This is a genomic window from Deltaproteobacteria bacterium, from assembly GCA_003194485.1.
Classification (GTDB): Bacteria; Desulfobacterota; Dissulfuribacteria; order Dissulfuribacterales; family UBA3076; genus UBA3076.
Genome location: PQXD01000001.1, coordinates 257,772 through 275,313, shown reverse-complemented (window position 1 = coordinate 275,313; position 17,542 = coordinate 257,772). Strand labels below are relative to the sequence as shown.

Genomic DNA, 17,542 nt, shown 5'->3' with positions numbered 1-17,542 from the left:
GCTGGGATATCTCCTCAATCTGGAGGAATTACAGGTTATAGATATCTGCCTTATATAATCTCAGATTATCAGGATTGGTGAACCACTCAACTGACTCTGCAAGGCCCTTTTTGAATCCTTCCCGCATGGCATAGAGAGGTTCCCAGTCCGTAAGTTCCCTGGCTTTGGTGTTATCCGCCCAGAGTCTTTCCACCTCACTTTTGTCCGGGCGAATACGTTGATCATCAGTTTGGATCTCTATTTGGGTATTCATGATTTCAGCGATCAAATTCACCGTATCCCCGATGGATATTTCGAAGTTGCTTCCTATATTTATGACTTCACCTAATGATCTGTCCGATTCGGCCACCATCAGGAAACCACGAACGATGTCCAAAGATTGACTTTACTATTAGTACATATTAAAATGTACACAATCATATAGGGGGGTGATCAATAAATGGAAATCAATGCCGCAAAATTCCGGACAAATTGTTTTAAGATCCTTGACCAGGTCAAGGTAACACATAAAGAGGTGGTTATTACCAAACGAGGCAAGCCGATTGCGAAGCTGGTGCACTTTGCGCGGCAGAACGAAAAAGATCCTCTCCTCGGAAGCATGGAAGGTCTTGTTGAAACTATTGGAGATTTAACCGAACCGGTCATTGATCCTGACGCATGGGAACTTGATTAAGTTATGATTCTACTGGATACGCACACCTGGATATGGGCGCATAGCGCAACGAAGCTGCTGTCCGATAATGTCAAAAGATTGATTAAAAAGACGCAAACCGATCAACGCGCCATTGCCTCGATTTCCATATGGGAATTTGCAATGATGGTGACCAAAGGGCACATAAATGTAAAAATTGATCCGAAGCGCTGGCTAAACGATGCTATTGGGAACAGCGGTTTACGGGTAATTGAGTTAACGCCTGAAATAGCGATGGAGTCATGCAATCTTCCTGGCAGTTTCCATAAAGACCCGGCAGATCGAATCATTGTAGCCACTGCAAGAACTCATAATTTAACGCTTTTGACAAAGGATAGAAAAATTATAGAATATCCACATGTACAAGCTGTCTGGTAAGAATGAACCGTAAGAATGCCCTCCGTGTCTTCTCCAAACCAATAGGTCCCCAGCTCATTAAACTAACTCGGTCCCCTAAATTCCGCATAATTTCTCGCGCAAAGACGCAAAAACGCCAAGATTATTCCTCTTTCCCTTTGCGCCTTGGCGTCTTTGAGCGAGAATTATTCAATCCTTTATCTTATATGAAGATTTGAAAGATTCTGCCCGGTTCAGATAACCTGTCAGGCACGCTCTGCACGACGTCCCCCTTTCCGACAAGTTCCGAAACGTCACACCCCTCGCTCAGAGTTAAGCGAATCCAGGGAACAAAGAATCGGCGGGAGGGATCAATTGCCATGAAATATCGTTTCACTTTTCAATTTCTTGAAAACGGATTGATTTTTCGAGCAATCGGAACTCACGATATTCTTGACGGGGAATCTCAATAAGGCCACAGCCCCGCCTTGTCTGTGGCTAATTTAAATTGCCAACGCCCCCCACGTCAAATACAGGCTAATTTCGATTGACAATCTTGTTTAGCCCTGCTTATATTGATTATAAGACCACCGTTTTTTAGGAGACGAGAGAAGACATGCTCAGTATCGAGGTAAAGAACAGGATAAGACAAATGAATCCTTGGGTAACCAATCCCAAGAAGGCCGCGGAAATCATTGATAGATTTCTTCCGCTTGAATATGTACAGCGGGATATGGAACATACTGTTGTCCGGAGTAATCGGACATTGTTGGTTGTCGGCCCTCGGCAGTCGGGAAAATCGACACTGGCTTGGCATCTCCTCCGCCAGTTCGCCCCGGATATTCTGTTTCTCAACATGGAAGATCCACTACTGCGGATGGGGTGTACTTCTCATGTTGATTTTGCAGAACATCTGCGGGAAGACTATCCATTTATCAGAGTGATCTTTGTGGATGAAATCCAGCACATGGAAGAGGCGGGACTTTTTATCAAAGGCCTCGTAGACAGTAAACTGAATATTCCCATCCTGGTCACTGGATCATCCTCGTTTCATCTGACAAGCAGAACCAGAGAATCACTGGCCGGAAGAGCCACCCGGCGACAACTATTGCCGTTCAGCATGCGAGAGTTAGTGACCCATACCAATCCGCCAAATCCTGTGGCCGCAAGGCATATTTGTGAACAAATTGTTGCCCATCAACTTGTATTGGGAAGTTATCCTGCCGTTTATCTCGCGGCAGACTATGCTGAAAAAGTGATGCTGCTGAACGATCTTGTAGAAGCGCTCATACTCCGGGACGCCTCTGATTTGTTCAAAATTAAGCGAGTGGACGCCTTCCGGAAATTGTTAGCTCTGTTAGCCGGACAAATCGGCAACCTGGTAAATTTCTCAGAGTTGGCTTCCATCTGCAACGTGGACGTGGGTACCATCAATGCCTACATCGAGATTTTGGAGGAGAGCCACATAGTAAAAAAAGCCTACCCGTTTGCCGGCGGGAAGCGCCGTGAAATTACCGGAGCGCCAAAGCTGTTTTTTATAGACAATGGTATTCGAAACCAATTACTGAATAATTTCTCACGCGAATTAGAGTTGAGAACAGACAGAGGTCAACTGCTTGAAAACTGGGCCCTTACGGAAATCTACAAGGCGCTCCCGCTACAAAGTTCGTTAAAGTTCTGGCGGAGTAAGGCCGGAGCTGAGGTTGACTTCGTAATAGAACACGCCGGAGAAATCTATGGTCTGGAAGTCAAATATTCCTCACTTAAGCAGGCCAAGCTTAATAGGTCTGCCCGAAGCTTTATCGAAGCATATGTGCCGAAGGAATTCAGCGTGTTGAATATGGCTCTGGAACAGACAGTTGAGCTTGCAGGTATGGACGTACGTTTCATAACACCGTGCGGATTATCGCAGTGGCTTGCCGGTACTTTTCAATAAAACAAAGGGGTCGGCCCTCGAAAATAGAAATTAGCCGTCCACCTGACTCCCTATCTTCCTGTTCGGGGGCTAATGGGGGTCGTACTGGATCTGGAGGTGGCAGAAGTAACTAAAGCCCTTTTGCCATATTCCCTCGAACTTGAGTCATCCAGGCCCACGAGAATCTGCTATCTGTGTCGGTATGCGTGAGTCTGCGGCCAACTCTCCTTTTTTCGCTTATTTTTTCTGTTTGACAATCACTTTTTTATATATCATTATTATATATATTATAATATATAACACCTGGAGTTTGTACAATGAAAAAACTCAAAAAAATACCTGTTCAGGTCTATTTGGATCCGGAACAGCAAAAAATTATTGGTTTTTTGTCCAAGACCAGCGGAAAGTCCAAGGCTGCCATTATCCGCTCATGTATCTCTAATTTTATCGCCGGACTTCCGCTGGAAAAAGATCCGGCCCTCAACATCATAAATCTTGGAGCCTCTGGGAAAAAAGACATCGCTGAAAAGCATGATGACTATTTGGTTTCATTGGAAAAATAGAGTATTACATGGACCATAATACGTTATTTGTTGATACAGGCGCCTGGTATGCTTTGGCAGACAGTTCTGATCAACACCACGATAAGGCTGTCAAGATCTATCCCGAGCTGCTTGGCAACTATCACCCTCTAAAAACAACAAACCTTATCGTCGCTGAAACACATATCTTGATACGTCGCTGTATTGGATATCAGGCGGCCATCGCCTTTCTGGAAAACATCGCATCGAGTCCACGGGTTGTCAAAATCTATTCTGACAATATGCTTGAAGAAAAAGCGGAATCAATATTACGGCAATATCAAGATCAAGATTTCAGTTATACAGATGCGGTGAGCTTTGTTGTCATGAAACAATATGGAATTACAGAGGCCTTCTCCTTTGACAAACATTTTGTGACAGCAGGCTTCACACTAATTCCATAAAAGGAAAGCAAAAGCAAAGGGGTCAGCCCTCGAAAATAGAAATTAGCCGTCCACCTGACACTCCTTTTTCTGTCCCAGAAGAGCGTACTCGGTACATGTGATCTATAGAACGCTGTTTCGGAATGAACATACGGATTCCCTTTTTTCAGCTCAAGCTTTGGTGCCTGTAAATGAATGGATACTTTTACCTTCTATAGCATATTCTTTAATCATTTCCACAAGAATTGCTGTAACCTCCTCTGTTTCATCTGCAATCTTAAAGATACTTTCCCATTGTTCTATGCCTGCGGCCACTTCATCTGGAGAGAGCGGTTTTTCTACAATTCCGGTTCTTGTCATAACAACCGCATATTCCCTCAATACCTGCCTTGAAATCCATAATTCACTTTTACCTGCCACCTCCTTAAAATTTTCCGCAGATCTAAGATGAAAAGGCGAATCCTCATTAGCTAAGTCAAGCTAAAATATTTCTTTTTTAAAAACAGCTAGTTAAACATTTGGATGTCTAACAAGCGCAAGTTTCCTGTTGGGCCTGTAACAGCCCCTGCAAAAGGTCCGGCGGAACTCTCACCTATAGCGAATCCTGGACCTAACCGTTATCAGTATCCGGCGTGCTTTGTTTCAAGCCGCCTATCATCCCTGCCTGTGCGTGAACGCACGCAGACAGGCCTTATCCGGATTCCAGAATTCAGTGAGAGGCCCATGATTCTCCCCCACGAGGTCCTTGAGCGGCCTCAACATAGTTGCTCGGGCTCTCTCGCCGAATAGCTCTATTTTTTATCTTTTGTAATTCCGGATTAAAAGGCTCCTTTTTCTTCATATATATCTTAAATAGAAATACTCCATGAATACCATAATGAAAAATATAGCAGGTTCAGCGCATTCCGCAGGGAGGTAAAATCAGTTGTTATGCATTCAGGCCCGCTGAAAAAATCAGGTTTTTTGACATAAATCAACTTCAGTCCCTCATCCTTGGATCCAGGGCATCTCTCAGCCCTTCTCCCAACAGATTGTACCCGAGTACGGTCACGAGGATTGCCAGGCCCGGGAACATCGAAAGCCACCAGGCTATCTCCAGGTTGTCCTTGCCTTCAGTAAGCATATTGCCCCAGCTTGGTGTAGGAGGCTGCACTCCGATTCCGAGAAAACTAAGGGCGCTCTCGGTGAGAATTGCCCCGCCGACTCCAAGCGTGGCTGCCACAAGGATCGGAGCCACTGCATTCGGTAAGATATGTGAAAAAACTATCCTTGTATTGGAGGCACCTGATATCCTGGCTGCCAACACGAAATCGCGCTGCCTGAGGCTCAGGAATTCCGCCCTTACGAGCCGGGCCACCCCCATCCAGCTTGTGAGACCTATCACCACCATGATGTTCAAAATTGATGGCTCAAGAAAGGCGATAACGGCCATTATGAGAAAAATAGTGGGAAAGCAGAGTACTATGTCCACAAAACGCATTATCAGCCCGTCTATCCACTTGCCGTAAAATCCGGCCAAGGACCCGAGGATAGTGCCAATGACTGTTGAAATCCCGACAGCTACAATCCCAACCAGCAGCGATATTCTCGCTCCATAGATAAGCCTTGAAAGACAGTCCCTGCCGAGTGAGTCCGTACCAAATGGATGGGACTTTGAAGGTGACTCAAGAATGTGCCAGGTATCTATTGCCTGCGGGTCATAGGGGGCAAGCCAGGGGGCGGAAAGGGCAACGAGACAGAGAAGCCCGACTATTAGAAGTCCTGCCACTGCCAAAGGATTTTTTGCCAGCCGGCCCATCAATCCCTCAATCCTCCATATGAATGCCTGTACGGATTCTCGGGTCTGCCAGGGCATAGCCGATATCGGCCAACTGGTTTCCGAGTAATGTCAGTATGGATACTATGACCAGGTTCCCCATGAGCAGGGGATAGTCCCTGGCCATAACGCTGGTCCACATGAGCTGACCTACTCCCGGTATTGCAAAGATGGATTCAAAGATCACGCTGCCACCGATGAGGCCCGGGATAGAAAGACCCAGGATGGTTATTAAGGGCAGGAGGGCGTTTCTCAGGGCATGCCGGTAGATCACCTTTCTCTCCGGCAGACCCTTTGCCCTTGCAGTAGTGATATAGTCCTGCCTTAAGACCTCAAGCATTGAGGATCTGGTATAGCGTGACAGTCCTGCAAGTCCACCCAGAGCAGATACCAGCACCGGCAGTATTAGGTGACGGCACCAGTCCAGCAGCTTTTCCCAAACCGGCATCTGTTCATACCCCATAAGGCTGTGAAGACCTGAGATGGGCAGCCACCCCAGATGCACTCCAAAGTAGAGCATAAGGAGCAGGGCCACCCAGAAAGCCGGGGCGGCATAGGCAATAAAGACAAAGACCGCGCTGACCTGGTCAAACATGCTGTTATGGCGCACGGCAGCAGCCACACCCAGGGGGACAGCAACTACAAGTATCAAGCCTATTGCCAGGACGTTTATGAGCAGCGTAACCGGTAGCCGTTCCTTGATTTTGTCCCAAACGGGTCTCCTGTCCGGGGCAAAGGACCGCCCCAGATCCAGCACGGCAAGTCCCTTAAGCCATTGCCAGTACTGTATGTGCAAAGGCCGGTCCAGGCCGTACTGGGCCCTCAGACGCTCCCTCATCTCAGGGGTCATCTTGGGATTAAAGTCGGCCTGCAGGCTCATGGGCTCTCCAGGGGCCAGGTGCATCACCATAAAAGATATGAGGGTTATGCCCAGAAAGGTGGGCACAAGGATAATGATTTTTTTGAGTAAATACGAGAACATTGCCATATCAGAAAACGATCATATTAAACATCCGGATAATCCATTAATAGACACGATGGCGGTCCGACTCCTTCCGGCCAGGAATAACCTGTCGAGTTCCCTGGCCGACTGTTCTGCTGATCCATCTTTATAATTTATTTGTTGCAATATCGTCAATTTTTCCGGTACAGCCGTTGATTGCACCGCAACAGGTGGCTCAATAAAATGTTGTGCGCAAAGTCGATGACTCTTGACTGTCTCTGCATCTATTGGTAAAAAGCGACCGGCTCTCATTTCAAAGATAACCGATAACCAGATGGTTATTTTCCTTGCAATAATCTGTTCTGCGCGCAATGCAGAAGCGGACGAAGAAATCGAAGCAACGCGGCAGACGGGGTATTTTCAGCGGAATCAGGGTCTTCTTTTATTCGCTTTTGAGAAAGAGCTTTTTCAGGTGATTACTGTTTTTCGGCCAAATAATGAAGGTGTAGAGCGTTGCTCTGATATCAAACAGGGCAGCTGGATAAATCTGGTGGCTCCTACCCCTGAGGAACTGGACAGGATCCAGAATGAACTGGGCATACTCCCGGAGTTCCTGAGATATCCGCTCGATGAGGAAGAGACATCCCGGATAGAGCGGGAGGAAGATCATTTCTTGATCATCATAAAGATCCCGGACCCGCGCCACGAAGGGGACATGGTCCGCTACGAGACCATTCCATTGGGCATCATTGTTACAGGCCGGATCATAATAACGATCTGTCTCAAGGAGACCCCGATTTTTGAAGGGCTCATGGAATCCAGATGGGCCAAACGTCTGCTCGAAGATCACGTCCGGTTTGTATTTAATATATTTCTCAGGGTGGCAAATGCCTATTTAAGACATCTCAGGCTCATAGACAGACTGACCAATGAATACGAGGAAGAGCTTCACCGGTCAGTCCGTAACAAAGAACTCCTAAAACTCTTAAACCTTGAAAAGAGTTTGGTTTACTTCAACACGAGTCTTAGGGCCAATGACTTAGTAATGGCCCGGCTTCAGAGCGGTCGTTACTTACGTGTAGACGAGGAAAACGAAGACATACTGGAAGATGCCCAGATCGAAAACCGGCAGGCCATAGAAATGGCCAAGATCTTCAGTGACATCCTGAGCGGGATGATGGATGCATTTGCCTCCATAATCTCTAACAATCTCAATATAGTAATGAAATTCTTGACCGCTGTTACCATCGTTCTCATGTTACCCACACTGGTTGCAAGTATCTACGGCATGAACATCGCCCTTCCTTTTCAAGACTCACCTTTTGCCTTTGCCCTGACAATGGGGCTGTCCTTCCTGTTATCCGGGACAACAGTATATATCTTTATCAAGAAAAGGATGTTTTAAGGAGGCGCTTCAGACTGACCCATGGACCGGACATCAGCGTCCTTCTCTGGTTTAGATCCTGAAAAAGATGCCTGGATTGCGAACTTCTATACTGAAAACCATCTTGCCTATGAGGCATTCCCCAGAGAGGTCGCTTCACCGGAACAGTTGAGATTTATGGTGCTGCTGGATGAAGAGCCCTACTATTACCCGTGTTCCGACAAAATCTTCAAGACTATTATTGAAAAAAAAGGAGGAGATCCGCTTACCTTTGCCTATATAAAGGTGTGGGAACGACTTGAGCCCCTGGTACGTTCGGTGGTGAAAGACACCTACAAGCAAAAGTTTCTGCTCAGCCTTCTGGGAATGAAGTTCAGGCGCGAGACCGCCTCGCTGGTGATGCTCCCGTCAAGACTCGAAAAAAGGCTGCTCCAGATATTCATCAGGGTCAGCGAGATTGACCGCCCGCTGGCCAAAATCAAGGAGACCAAAAATCGCAGAATATGCCAGCTCCTGAAGTCAAAGAGCTTTAAGGAGGCCTTCAATGATCCCAGTGGACTGGAACTGCAGGAAGATACCCCGCTGGATGAGGTAAGCTTTGGAATACACCTCCTGCAATTTCGCCGTCTCATGGCCCTGTCCGGCTATCCGGAACTCTGGACCAGTGAAAAACGGGTAACATCAGATGCACTCCGCTCCATGATGAAGGCTCCAATAGAAGGTTCGGGCTGGATATGGCTGAAAAACATATTCAAAGAATGGGGCCGTTCCGGAGAAAGACGGTATATGCTATGGATGGGAGTCTCTGCAGGAGAGATACTGCTTGATCTTGCCATGATACAAATCCTGATACGTATGGGAATCAATGTGATACTGTCTGTCAAAAAGGCCTTCTGCTACGACCTGATCACATTAAATGACGTAGCGGAAGATCCCTATCTTCAAGAGATGCTGTCAGGGGCGGAGATTATTGCTGATCCAAACATATCAAAGAAGGAACTGCTGGAAAAACTTAAAAGCGATAAAACATTATACGTTATCTCAGATGGGACGCAAGAACACTTTAATCCACTTCTTACATCGGTAACATTTGCCAGGGCATTCAAAGAAGCTGATATAGTAATCAGCCGCAGTGCGGAAGATGCCGAGTGCTTTGTCAGGTCACGCTTCCGGTTCACCAGAGACGCACTGTCCATGGTTTGTAAAAAACCCGGCAAACTCGTGCTCAGGGAAAAACTGCGTCATCCAAAGATCATACGTTTTTCAGAGGCGGATCTGAGGACCAAGGCCGCAGCCATGATCAACGATCTGAGGACAAAAAAGCGCCTGGGCAAGACCATAGTATTCTACAGCGCTATTGTTGGAAGCATACCGCACCAGCTGGAGACTGCAAAAAAGATACTTAAAGTGTTTGTGGATTACCTTCGCGAGAGGCAGGAAGGGGTGGTAGTGATAAACCCGGCTGAACACTTTGAGCCAGGCATGGACGCCGATGATATTATGTATATGTGGGAGATTGTGCAGAGGAGCGGGCTGATAGACACATGGAGGTTCCAGACCGTAGACGACATTGAAAAGGCCTTTGAGCTCATGGATGAAAAGATACCGCCCGAGTGGATAGGGAAAGACGCTACTTACAGCACCGGCTGTACGATGGAGATGAAGATAGCCCTTGAGGTCCAAAAGGAACACCCTGAGATGCAGATTATCGGCCCGCCATGGGAGAAGTTCCTGAGGAGAAAGGAATATGGTGTAGGAAAATTATATGACAGGGCCCTCGGAGATATATGAAAAAGGTTTCCCATCACCCACGGCAGCTATACTTTGATGATAATTCACTGGCTTTAAGCCTTTATGGAGAACAGGGGAGAAATCTCAAGATCATCGAAGATCTCTTAAAGGTCACCATACATGTCAAAGGAAACCAGATCACCATCACGGGTGATCCTATAGGAGCGGACCTTGCGAACCGTACCTGCTCCCAGCTTTATGAACTCATCAAACAGGGCTACCCGCTCCATTCAAATGACGTGGAGTTTGCTATCCGAATCCTCAGCTCAGATCCAAGGGCTCACCTCAGAGATATTTTTCTGGACAACCTGTGCGTAAATTCCGGAAAGAGACTCGTCACGCCGAAGAGCCTGGCACAAAAGCTTTACGTTGAGGCCATGCGGACAAACGACATAGTCTTTGGAATCGGCCCCGCCGGGACCGGCAAGACTTATCTGGCCATGGCCATGGCCGTCTCGGCCCTTATCAAGGAAAAGGTGGCCAGAATTATACTGGCAAGGCCGGCCGTTGAAGCCGGAGAGAAGCTCGGCTTTCTGCCAGGCGACCTTGCGGAAAAGGTGAATCCTTACCTGAGGCCGCTTTATGATGCCCTGTACGATATGCTCTCCTTTGAAAAGGTCTCGCGGCTTCTGGACCGCGGGGTCATCGAGATCGCTCCGCTTGCCTTCATGCGGGGCAGGACATTGAACGATGCCTTTACTATCCTGGATGAGGCCCAAAACACCACGTCTGAACAGATGAAGATGTTTCTCACCAGGTTGGGTTACGACTCAAAGGCTGTAATTACCGGGGATATCACGCAGATTGACCTCCCGGAAAAGCGCGGATCCGGTCTCCTGGAGGCAAGGGATATCCTGCAAGGCATAGATGGCATAGCTTTTATTAATTTCTCCAAACAGGACGTAGTAAGACATAGGCTTGTGCGACGGATTATCCAGGCCTATGAAGAAGAAGGGCAAAGAGTTGAGTGACAGTCCTGATCAGGCAAACATATTCAAAATTACTGCCCCTGATCCGCTTCAGGCGTGCGGCTGAAATACTCTTGAGGTCCATCGAACGACCTGACGCAGAGCTCAGCATCCTTCTTGTAGATGATGCCGAGATGGCGCGCCTCAATAAGCTATGGTTGAAAAGGCCCTGCCCTACCAATGTCATTTCATTCGGGCAGCAGGGAGCAGATCTCCCGCAGCCCGGGAATGACCTGCTTGGCGATATAGTAATATCAATAGATACTGCAAGGCGCGAGGCCGCGAATGCGGGCATTAACCTGGAGCAGAGACTTGAGGCGTTATTGATACACGGCCTTCTTCATCTCCTGGGAGAAGATCACGAATTGGGCCAGGCTGAGGCAGAACGCATGACACGTATGGAGCAGGCATTATCAGACACTTTGTATAAGGAGAAAACAATGGCGGATCTCTGTATCAATGTTGACCACGTAGCTACAATCAGGCAGGCAAGAGGAATCACGGAACCGGACCCGGTTACTGCCGCCGGAATAGTTGAGATCGCAGGCGCCGACGGTATCGTCGTCCACCTGCGGGAAGATCGCCGTCATATCCAGGACAGGGATGTCAGGTTACTCAGGCAGACCGTAAAGACAAGGCTTACTTTGGAAATGGCCGCGACAGATGAAATGATAGGAATAGCCGTTGATATTAAGCCCGACATAGTCACCCTCGTGCCGGAAAATCGTGAAGAGATCACGACAGAGGGAGGACTGGATGTAGTAAATCTTGAAAAACACCTGGACAAAGCTGTAACCCGGCTGCACGATGCAGGCATACCGGTTAGCCTTTTTGTTGATCCGGAGCAAAAGCAGATTGAGGCGGCAAAACAGACAGGAGCGGATTGCATAGAAATCCATACCGGACGATACGCGGATGCCCCTTCCTCGGAGACTGAAGACAGGGAATTCGGACAAATAGTAACTATGGCAAGAGCAGCCGGCGACCTGGGTCTTCGTGTCCACGCAGGTCACGGGCTTAACTATCGCAATACCGCAAGGCTTGCGGCAGTGAGTGAGATACAGGAGTTCAGTATAGGGCACGCCGTAATATCACGTGCCGTTTTTGTGGGAATGGAAAGGGCTGTAAGGGAGATGCTTTCTCTGGTCAAAAAAGGTTATTTAGAGTGATTTAATGATCATAGGCTTAGGAATAGACCTGGTTCATATCCCAAGGGTCGAAAGGGCTGTTAACCGTTGGGGCGAGAGATTTCTATCCAGGGTATTTACCAGTGAAGAATGCTCCTACTGTCTGAGGCACAAAAAACCGGCCCAGAACCTCGCACTCCGTTTTGCCGCAAAAGAGGCCTGCTCCAAGGCCCTGGGCACAGGTATGAGATCCGGGGTGACCTGGCGTCAGATAGCTGTTACCCATGAGCCTTCCGGGAGGCCCGTACTGCGCCTTTCCGGCCCGACATTAAAAAAGGCAACGGACATGGGAGCCGGCGCATGGCATGTCAGCCTTTCGCATGAAGGAGAATATGCCACTGCGGTGGTGATACTTACTGCTTAAATTAGTGTAAGCGTTCACGGAACGTTGAAATTAGAAATTGGAAATCCGGCCTTCATGCTTTTGTTTCATCTTTCCCAAATTTCTAATTTCCAATTTCAAATTTCAAATTACGCCAGACCAAGCCACAGCCAGATTGCTTCAAGCAGGAGTTGAACACCCTCTCCTGTGCGGGCGGAAATAATCAGGGGTTTGTCAATAAATCCGGGAAGCCGGCGGCGGATAGCCTGTATCTGCCCCTGTCTTTTGGGTTGAGAGATCTTATCCGCCTTGTTCAGGACTAACCAGACATGCCTTCCCAGGGCATGCAGATAGTCCAAGAGGTCCAGGTCCAGCTGATCCGGTACCCGCCTCATGTCAAATATGCACACCACTCCGCTGAGAGGCTTTCTGGTCTCGATATAGCCCTCTACCAGCCTGTGCCACTTACTCTGTACGTGTTTCGGGGCCTTTGCGTACCCGTAGCCCGGCAGGTCGACGAAGTAGACGGAATCATTGACAAGAAAGAAGTTCAGGGACCGGGTGAAACCGGGCCTCGAGCTGACCTTTACAAGATTGTGCCTCCCCAGGATACGATTCAGGAGAGATGACTTCCCTGCATTGGATCGGCCTGCAAAGGCCACTTCCGGCAAACCGGTTAATGGAAATTGTGAAGGCTTGAAAACGCTCGTAACAAAAGCAGCCTTGGTAATTCTGGCCGTCACCGGATCTAAAGGACTTTGTTGAGGGAATGTTCTATGATTCCCTGGGCACCTGCAGCCATAAGCCGTGGAATAAGCTCCCTGACCTCGGCTTCGTTTATTACAGTCTCCACGGAGCACCACTCCTGCTTATACAGCGTAGAAACCGTTGGGGCATTGAGGCTGGGCAGTATATCCACTACCGGCTGCAGCTTTTCCTTGGGAACATTCATCTTGAGCACCACGAGACGATCCGCCCGCAACGCACTCTGCAGGAGCATGGATATCTGTTCGATCTTCTTCCTTTTCCAGGGATCTTCCCAGGCCGGCTTGTTGGCTATCAACTGGGGATTCGACTGCATCAGCTCTTCTATAATCACCAGGCCGTGGGCCTTGATGGTGCTCCCGGTCTCTGTTACCTCAACAATGGCATCTGCAAGCCCGGAGGCAATCTTGCCCTCTGTGGCCCCCCATGAGAACTCAACACTTACGTCTACTCCCCGTTCTGAAAAATAACGCTTCGAGAAGTTGACAAGCTCTGTGGCTATCTTCTTGCCCTCAAGGTCCTTGACAGAACGATAAGGAGAATCCGCCGGTACTGCCAGGACCCATCGGGCACGGCGTCTGCTTACCTTGGAGTATATCAGGTCTGCTACAACTATTACATCCGAGTCATTCTCCAGGATCCAATCGCGGCCTGTAATGCCGACATCCAGGATTTCCTGCTCAACATAACGGGACATCTCCTGGGCCCTGCAGATGCTGCAGGCGATACCGGGATCATCTATACTGGGAAAATAGCTCCTGTGGTGGACATCTATACGCCACCCTGATTTTGCAAAGAGCTCAATTGTTGCCTTTTCAAGACTTCCTTTCGGGATACCCAGCTTAAGTTGGTTCACTTTTTGTAAATCTCCTTGGGATCAAAAACAGGTTCTCCGATAATGACCAGGGATTCTCCGCGGACTTCCCGGTAAAAGCAGCTCCTGTAACCTTTATGGCAGGCCGCACCACCCAATTGTTCCACCTTTACAAGTATTGTATCCAGATCACAGTCCGCATAGGCGGCCTTCAGTAACTGAACATGGCCGGAGGACTCGCCCTTGAGCCACAATTTGTCCCTTGTACGGCTCCAGTAATGGACCTTGCCTGTCTCCAGAGTCTTTTCCCATGCCTGCCTGTTCATATAGGCCAGCATGAGCACTTCACCCGTCTCATGGTCCTGGGCTATCACCGGGAGCAGGCCATTTCCCTTGTCAAAGCAGAGATCTTTTGCATTTGCCATGAAGCGGATTTTTAATGGTCAGGGATAGCTATGTCAAGAAGAGTTGAATATATTTGCGGATAATCACCTCATGTAGATCGGTAATACTTGATACGCCGAAGCCTCCCCTGTATATAAAAAATAGAGGAATACGGCAATATCGGGCCAAAACATTATTGACACAACCGCTTTTTAAAAGCTAACCTCTGTATCACATGCAGACACAAACAAGGCATAAAAGATGAAGATGAAATCGACGACCAGAATTTCTGAAAGGTCCTTTGAGGATCTCCTGGATGAATCGGTCCGGCTGCATGGGCATTTGTGCGCCGGCCAGGTCCTTGGCGTGCGCCTCGCCGTCCTTGGATTGCGCCTCCTGGGTATAGATGATCCAAGGGGGCAGGACCGCAGATCTTTCATGGTCTATGTGGAAATTGACCGGTGTGCCAGCGATGCCATACAATCTGTTACCGGATGCTCCCTTGGCAAACGCTCTTTGAGATGGGTGGACTATGGGATAATGGCAGCGACTTTTGTGCACCTGAAGACCGGTAAGGCCTACAGGATAATTGCGAGAGAAGAGTCAAGAGAGCTTTCGCGGAAGTACTGCCCGGAAATAGAAGACAAGTACAGGCGTCAATTACAGGCCTATAAGCTGATGAATGATGATGAGCTCTTCAAGGTTCAGGAGGTCGAAGTAGAAGTGCCTGCCTCTGACCTGCCGGGAAGACCTATCAGAAGGGTGCGCTGTGAGTCCTGTGGTGACTACGTGCAGGACTGCAGGGAAGTAGAGAAAGACGGCAAAATATTATGTCGAGCCTGCGCGCACGGTGCCTACTATAAAGTTTTGCAGGCAGTTTAAAGGTAGTTCATGGCCCTAAAAACGGTTCCTGTGACAGAGGCAGCGGGGATGGTCCTTCCCCATGACATGACCGAGATAATCCCTGGGGAGAAAAAGGGTCCCACCTTCAAGAAAGGTCATGTGATCAAGGACAGCGACATACCCCATTTGCAGCGCATGGGGAAAAATCACATTTACGTGCTGGAGCTTTCAGGGGATGAACTGCATGAAGATGAAGCAGCGCTCGCCATGGCACAGGCCATAGCCGGCCCTGGCATTGAATATGACAGCCAGCCGTCTGAAGGCAAGGTGGGTTTCCGCGCAGAGGCAGAAGGCCTGTTGCGGGTAGACCGCCGGCGCTTGCTGGCCCTTAACCTCCTTGGAGAGGTAATGCTTACCACCTGGCATGACAACACGGTGGTCAAAAAGGGAGATCTTGTGGCCGCAGGAAGGGCGATACCGCTTGTGGTGCCGAGGCAGGTAGTGGATGAGGCGGTATCAATCGCATCAAATGCCGGCGGGCTCATCCGGGTCCTTCCCTGGAAGATCAGGAGGGGTGCCGTTTTAGTTACCGGTCAAGAGGTATTTGAAGGTCGAATAAAAGACGCCTTCGGCCCAATAATGAAGGAAAAACTCAAGGACTACGGCGTCGATGTGTTATCATATTCTCTGGTCCCGGACGATGCCGGAATGATCCTGGAAGAGATAAAAAAGGTCCTTGGCATGGGGACCGAATTGATTTTATGCACAGGCGGGATGTCAGTTGACCCGGATGACGTGACCCGTAAGGCAATCGAGAAGGCCGGCGCAACGGACATAGTGTATGGAAGTCCGGTTTTACCCGGGGCCATGTTTCTGGTGAGCCGTATCGGGGATGTGCCCGTCCTGGGGATTCCGGCCTGTGCCATGTATTTCCGCACCACCGTATTGGATCTGGTGCTTCCCAGGGTATTGGCCGGAGAACGCATAGACCGGGGAAAGATTGCGGCTTTGGGCCACGGCGGACTGTGTCTTAACTGTAAGAGGTGTAGTTATCCGCTGTGCCCCTTTGGCAAAGGCTGAAAAATTGAGGATCTGAATCATGATTATACTAAGCAATTTTATGCATTCCCTTGCTACTGTTATTGATATCGTTCTTAATCTTTATATGTGGATATTGATTGCCAGAGCCATCTTGTCCTGGGTCAACCCTGATCCCTATAATCCCATAGTAAGATTTCTGTATAGTATAACCGAACCCTTAATGTACCGTGTCCAGCGTATACTGCCTTTACAGTTTGGGGGTATAGATTTAACCCCTATGGCGATCATTATCGCAATAATCTTTTTGCGCAGTTTTCTTGTATCAACGCTCCATCAGTTGGCCTATCAGATTTCTTAGAGGTGTTATATGAGTATCTCTCCGAACGAAATACTTGAAAAGGAATTCCGTGCCAGGTTCCGGGGTTACGACCCTGATGAAGTAGACTCTTTTCTTGAGGAAATAAGTGAGATCATGACCTCCCTGATCAGGGAGAAAAATGCCATGAAGGACCAGTTGGTCGGCTATGAGGCCCAGTTAGCGGACCTGAAAAAGAGAGAAGAAGAATTCAGAGAGGCCCTGACCTCGGCCCATAAGTTATCAGAGAAAATGAAGTCGCAGGCCGAAAAAGACGCTGAGCTGGTGCTTGAGAAGGCAAAACTGGAGGCAGAGCGCATAGTCGCTGATGCCCATCAGGAGGCAGTTCAATTGGAGGAACGAATATTAGGGCTCAGGCGAATCCAGAGGGAAGCCACGTATAAAATACGCTCTGTTCTCGAGAGCTATCTGAGGATTATAGACGAAGAGGCCCTGCCACCCGAGGAGATCGATCAGGCAATAAACCTTGCATCATCTGAAATGAGAGCCGTTCAGGAGATTCCGGATGACCTGTCTGAAGGGATGAATACCGTTACCAGTAGTGCAGAAGGGGCGACCGGGGAAGACAGGTCTTTCCCGGCTGATAGTCTGGAGAAATCCGCCGATGAAGAGGAACAAGGGTCTGATTCCCCGGAGAAGTGACCGGGCCTGGATCCTGTACTGGAACGAGCCGTACCTCAGCAGCCGGAAGTTCAAAGTTTCCGAGCAGCAGATAAACGGATCTTGACAATCACCAAGAAGCAGGTCATAAAGATATATATCTATAGTTTACATAACCTTAATCGAACTTTTTTAAACGTATTTACCTGAAGGAAAAACGACAGATGTATCACCCTTTTGCCGGAAAACAGATTGCCGATTTAGTCCTGTGGTGGTGGCAGTGGCACATAGGGAGAGTGCGCGTCTGCTCCTTTTAGGCTTATACCTTAAGGGCAAGGGCAAAAGGCCGTGGACACGCAAAGATGTTCACGGCCTTTTTATTTTGGCCCCTGGGATCAAACC

Annotated in this window: 22 protein-coding genes and 1 pseudogene; 15 read left to right on the top strand and 8 right to left on the bottom strand. The window is 48.6% G+C overall.

Annotation, left to right across the window (positions count from 1 at the left end):
- Positions 1-28: 28 nt before the first annotated feature.
- Positions 29-373, bottom strand: a pseudogene (locus C4B57_01380) (NAD-dependent dehydratase).
- 66 nt (positions 374-439) lie between these two features.
- Between C4B57_01380 and C4B57_01375 the strand changes: the two are divergent.
- The 6 genes from C4B57_01375 (at position 440) to C4B57_01350 (ending at position 3,927) form a co-directional block, all read left to right on the top strand.
- Positions 440-673 (top strand): type II toxin-antitoxin system prevent-host-death family antitoxin, encoded by a 234-nt coding sequence (locus C4B57_01375; protein ID PXF56123.1) that lies wholly within the window; start codon positions 440-442, stop codon positions 671-673.
- 3 nt (positions 674-676) lie between these two features.
- Positions 677-1,069, top strand: coding sequence for a hypothetical protein (locus C4B57_01370; GenBank protein PXF56122.1), 393 nt, complete (start codon positions 677-679; stop codon positions 1,067-1,069).
- Between the two features lie 221 nt (positions 1,070-1,290).
- Positions 1,291-1,500 (top strand): hypothetical protein, encoded by a 210-nt coding sequence (locus C4B57_01365; GenBank protein PXF56121.1) that lies wholly within the window; start codon positions 1,291-1,293, stop codon positions 1,498-1,500.
- Between the two features lie 143 nt (positions 1,501-1,643).
- On the top strand, positions 1,644-2,963 hold the full coding sequence (locus tag C4B57_01360; GenBank protein ID PXF56120.1) for a hypothetical protein: 1,320 nt from the start codon (positions 1,644-1,646) through the stop codon (positions 2,961-2,963).
- A gap of 296 nt (positions 2,964-3,259) precedes the next feature.
- Positions 3,260-3,505, top strand: coding sequence for a hypothetical protein (locus C4B57_01355; GenBank protein PXF56119.1), 246 nt, complete (start codon positions 3,260-3,262; stop codon positions 3,503-3,505).
- Positions 3,506-3,513: 8 nt separating this feature from the next.
- Complete coding sequence (locus C4B57_01350; protein PXF56118.1) at positions 3,514-3,927, top strand: DNA-binding protein; 414 nt, start codon at positions 3,514-3,516, stop codon at positions 3,925-3,927.
- 150 nt (positions 3,928-4,077) lie between these two features.
- Here C4B57_01350 and C4B57_01345 read toward each other — a convergent pair whose 3' ends face one another.
- From C4B57_01345 to C4B57_01330, 4 genes are all read right to left on the bottom strand, one after another.
- Positions 4,078-4,326, bottom strand: a complete 249-nt coding sequence (locus C4B57_01345; protein PXF56117.1) for a hypothetical protein — start codon at positions 4,324-4,326, stop codon at positions 4,078-4,080.
- 559 nt (positions 4,327-4,885) lie between these two features.
- Entirely contained in the window at positions 4,886-5,704 is an 819-nt protein-coding gene (locus C4B57_01340) for a peptide ABC transporter permease (GenBank protein ID PXF56116.1), read from the bottom strand.
- 7 nt (positions 5,705-5,711) lie between these two features.
- A complete protein-coding gene (locus C4B57_01335; protein ID PXF56158.1) occupies positions 5,712-6,704 on the bottom strand; it encodes a diguanylate cyclase in 993 nt (330 codons plus the stop codon).
- An 18-nt stretch (positions 6,705-6,722) separates the two neighbouring features.
- A complete protein-coding gene (locus tag C4B57_01330; protein ID PXF56115.1) occupies positions 6,723-6,977 on the bottom strand; it encodes a hypothetical protein in 255 nt (84 codons plus the stop codon).
- 22 nt (positions 6,978-6,999) lie between these two features.
- On the opposite strand from C4B57_01330, the gene C4B57_01325 reads away from it, so the two are divergent.
- From C4B57_01325 to acpS, 5 genes are read left to right on the top strand one after another with little or no spacing between them, the layout of a single operon-like run.
- Positions 7,000-8,070 (top strand): magnesium transporter, encoded by a 1,071-nt coding sequence (locus C4B57_01325; GenBank protein ID PXF56114.1) that lies wholly within the window; start codon positions 7,000-7,002, stop codon positions 8,068-8,070.
- Positions 8,071-8,091: 21 nt separating this feature from the next.
- A complete protein-coding gene (locus tag C4B57_01320) occupies positions 8,092-9,840 on the top strand; it encodes a hypothetical protein (GenBank protein PXF56113.1) in 1,749 nt (582 codons plus the stop codon).
- On the top strand, positions 9,837-10,811 hold the full coding sequence (locus tag C4B57_01315; GenBank protein ID PXF56112.1) for a phosphate starvation-inducible protein PhoH: 975 nt from the start codon (positions 9,837-9,839) through the stop codon (positions 10,809-10,811). The genes C4B57_01320 and C4B57_01315 overlap by 4 nt, the downstream gene beginning before the upstream one ends.
- Complete coding sequence (locus tag C4B57_01310; protein ID PXF56111.1) at positions 10,808-11,977, top strand: pyridoxine 5'-phosphate synthase; 1,170 nt, start codon at positions 10,808-10,810, stop codon at positions 11,975-11,977. Before C4B57_01315 ends, C4B57_01310 begins: the two co-directional genes overlap by 4 nt.
- 4 nt (positions 11,978-11,981) lie before the next feature.
- Positions 11,982-12,359, top strand: a complete 378-nt coding sequence (gene acpS, locus C4B57_01305) for a 4'-phosphopantetheinyl transferase (GenBank protein PXF56110.1) — start codon at positions 11,982-11,984, stop codon at positions 12,357-12,359.
- A 107-nt stretch (positions 12,360-12,466) separates the two neighbouring features.
- On the opposite strand, the gene C4B57_01300 is transcribed toward acpS, so the two are convergent.
- From C4B57_01300 to C4B57_01290, 3 genes are read right to left on the bottom strand one after another with little or no spacing between them, the layout of a single operon-like run.
- Positions 12,467-13,180, bottom strand: a complete 714-nt coding sequence (locus C4B57_01300; protein ID PXF56109.1) for a hypothetical protein — start codon at positions 13,178-13,180, stop codon at positions 12,467-12,469.
- A complete protein-coding gene (locus C4B57_01295; GenBank protein ID PXF56108.1) occupies positions 13,066-13,938 on the bottom strand; it encodes an ATP phosphoribosyltransferase in 873 nt (290 codons plus the stop codon). The genes C4B57_01300 and C4B57_01295 overlap by 115 nt, the downstream gene beginning before the upstream one ends.
- Positions 13,935-14,321 carry a phosphoribosyl-AMP cyclohydrolase gene (locus C4B57_01290; protein ID PXF56107.1) on the bottom strand — a complete coding sequence of 129 codons (387 nt, stop codon included), beginning with the start codon at positions 14,319-14,321 and terminating at the stop codon, positions 13,935-13,937. Before C4B57_01290 ends, C4B57_01295 begins: the two co-directional genes overlap by 4 nt.
- 226 nt (positions 14,322-14,547) lie before the next feature.
- On the opposite strand from C4B57_01290, the gene C4B57_01285 reads away from it, so the two are divergent.
- The 4 genes from C4B57_01285 to C4B57_01270 are packed head-to-tail and all read left to right on the top strand — an operon-like array spanning position 14,548 to position 17,182.
- A complete protein-coding gene (locus tag C4B57_01285) occupies positions 14,548-15,162 on the top strand; it encodes a formylmethanofuran dehydrogenase (GenBank protein ID PXF56157.1) in 615 nt (204 codons plus the stop codon).
- A gap of 9 nt (positions 15,163-15,171) precedes the next feature.
- Positions 15,172-16,203: a molybdopterin-binding protein gene (locus C4B57_01280; GenBank protein ID PXF56106.1), complete on the top strand. Its 1,032-nt coding sequence runs from the start codon at positions 15,172-15,174 to the stop codon at positions 16,201-16,203.
- 19 nt (positions 16,204-16,222) lie between these two features.
- Positions 16,223-16,522 carry a hypothetical protein gene (locus C4B57_01275; GenBank protein PXF56105.1) on the top strand — a complete coding sequence of 100 codons (300 nt, stop codon included), beginning with the start codon at positions 16,223-16,225 and terminating at the stop codon, positions 16,520-16,522.
- A gap of 9 nt (positions 16,523-16,531) precedes the next feature.
- A complete protein-coding gene (locus C4B57_01270) occupies positions 16,532-17,182 on the top strand; it encodes a hypothetical protein (protein ID PXF56104.1) in 651 nt (216 codons plus the stop codon).
- Positions 17,183-17,542: the final 360 nt, after the last annotated feature.

Coding starts and splice junctions, on each gene's coding strand:
- C4B57_01330 (PXF56115.1), bottom strand. CDS start 6,977: ATGAGAGCCGGTCGCTTTTTACCAATAGATGCAGAGACAGTCAAGAGT.
- C4B57_01285 (PXF56157.1), top strand. CDS start 14,548: ATGAAATCGACGACCAGAATTTCTGAAAGGTCCTTTGAGGATCTCCTG.
- C4B57_01335 (PXF56158.1), bottom strand. CDS start 6,704: ATGTTCTCGTATTTACTCAAAAAAATCATTATCCTTGTGCCCACCTTT.
- C4B57_01325 (PXF56114.1), top strand. CDS start 7,000: ATGGTTATTTTCCTTGCAATAATCTGTTCTGCGCGCAATGCAGAAGCG.
- C4B57_01275 (PXF56105.1), top strand. CDS start 16,223: ATGATTATACTAAGCAATTTTATGCATTCCCTTGCTACTGTTATTGAT.
- C4B57_01375 (PXF56123.1), top strand. CDS start 440: ATGGAAATCAATGCCGCAAAATTCCGGACAAATTGTTTTAAGATCCTT.
- C4B57_01270 (PXF56104.1), top strand. CDS start 16,532: ATGAGTATCTCTCCGAACGAAATACTTGAAAAGGAATTCCGTGCCAGG.
- C4B57_01360 (PXF56120.1), top strand. CDS start 1,644: ATGCTCAGTATCGAGGTAAAGAACAGGATAAGACAAATGAATCCTTGG.
- acpS (PXF56110.1), top strand. CDS start 11,982: ATGATCATAGGCTTAGGAATAGACCTGGTTCATATCCCAAGGGTCGAA.
- C4B57_01320 (PXF56113.1), top strand. CDS start 8,092: ATGGACCGGACATCAGCGTCCTTCTCTGGTTTAGATCCTGAAAAAGAT.
- C4B57_01290 (PXF56107.1), bottom strand. CDS start 14,321: ATGGCAAATGCAAAAGATCTCTGCTTTGACAAGGGAAATGGCCTGCTC.
- C4B57_01340 (PXF56116.1), bottom strand. CDS start 5,704: ATGGGCCGGCTGGCAAAAAATCCTTTGGCAGTGGCAGGACTTCTAATA.
- C4B57_01315 (PXF56112.1), top strand. CDS start 9,837: ATGAAAAAGGTTTCCCATCACCCACGGCAGCTATACTTTGATGATAAT.
- C4B57_01280 (PXF56106.1), top strand. CDS start 15,172: ATGGCCCTAAAAACGGTTCCTGTGACAGAGGCAGCGGGGATGGTCCTT.
- C4B57_01370 (PXF56122.1), top strand. CDS start 677: ATGATTCTACTGGATACGCACACCTGGATATGGGCGCATAGCGCAACG.
- C4B57_01355 (PXF56119.1), top strand. CDS start 3,260: ATGAAAAAACTCAAAAAAATACCTGTTCAGGTCTATTTGGATCCGGAA.
- C4B57_01350 (PXF56118.1), top strand. CDS start 3,514: ATGGACCATAATACGTTATTTGTTGATACAGGCGCCTGGTATGCTTTG.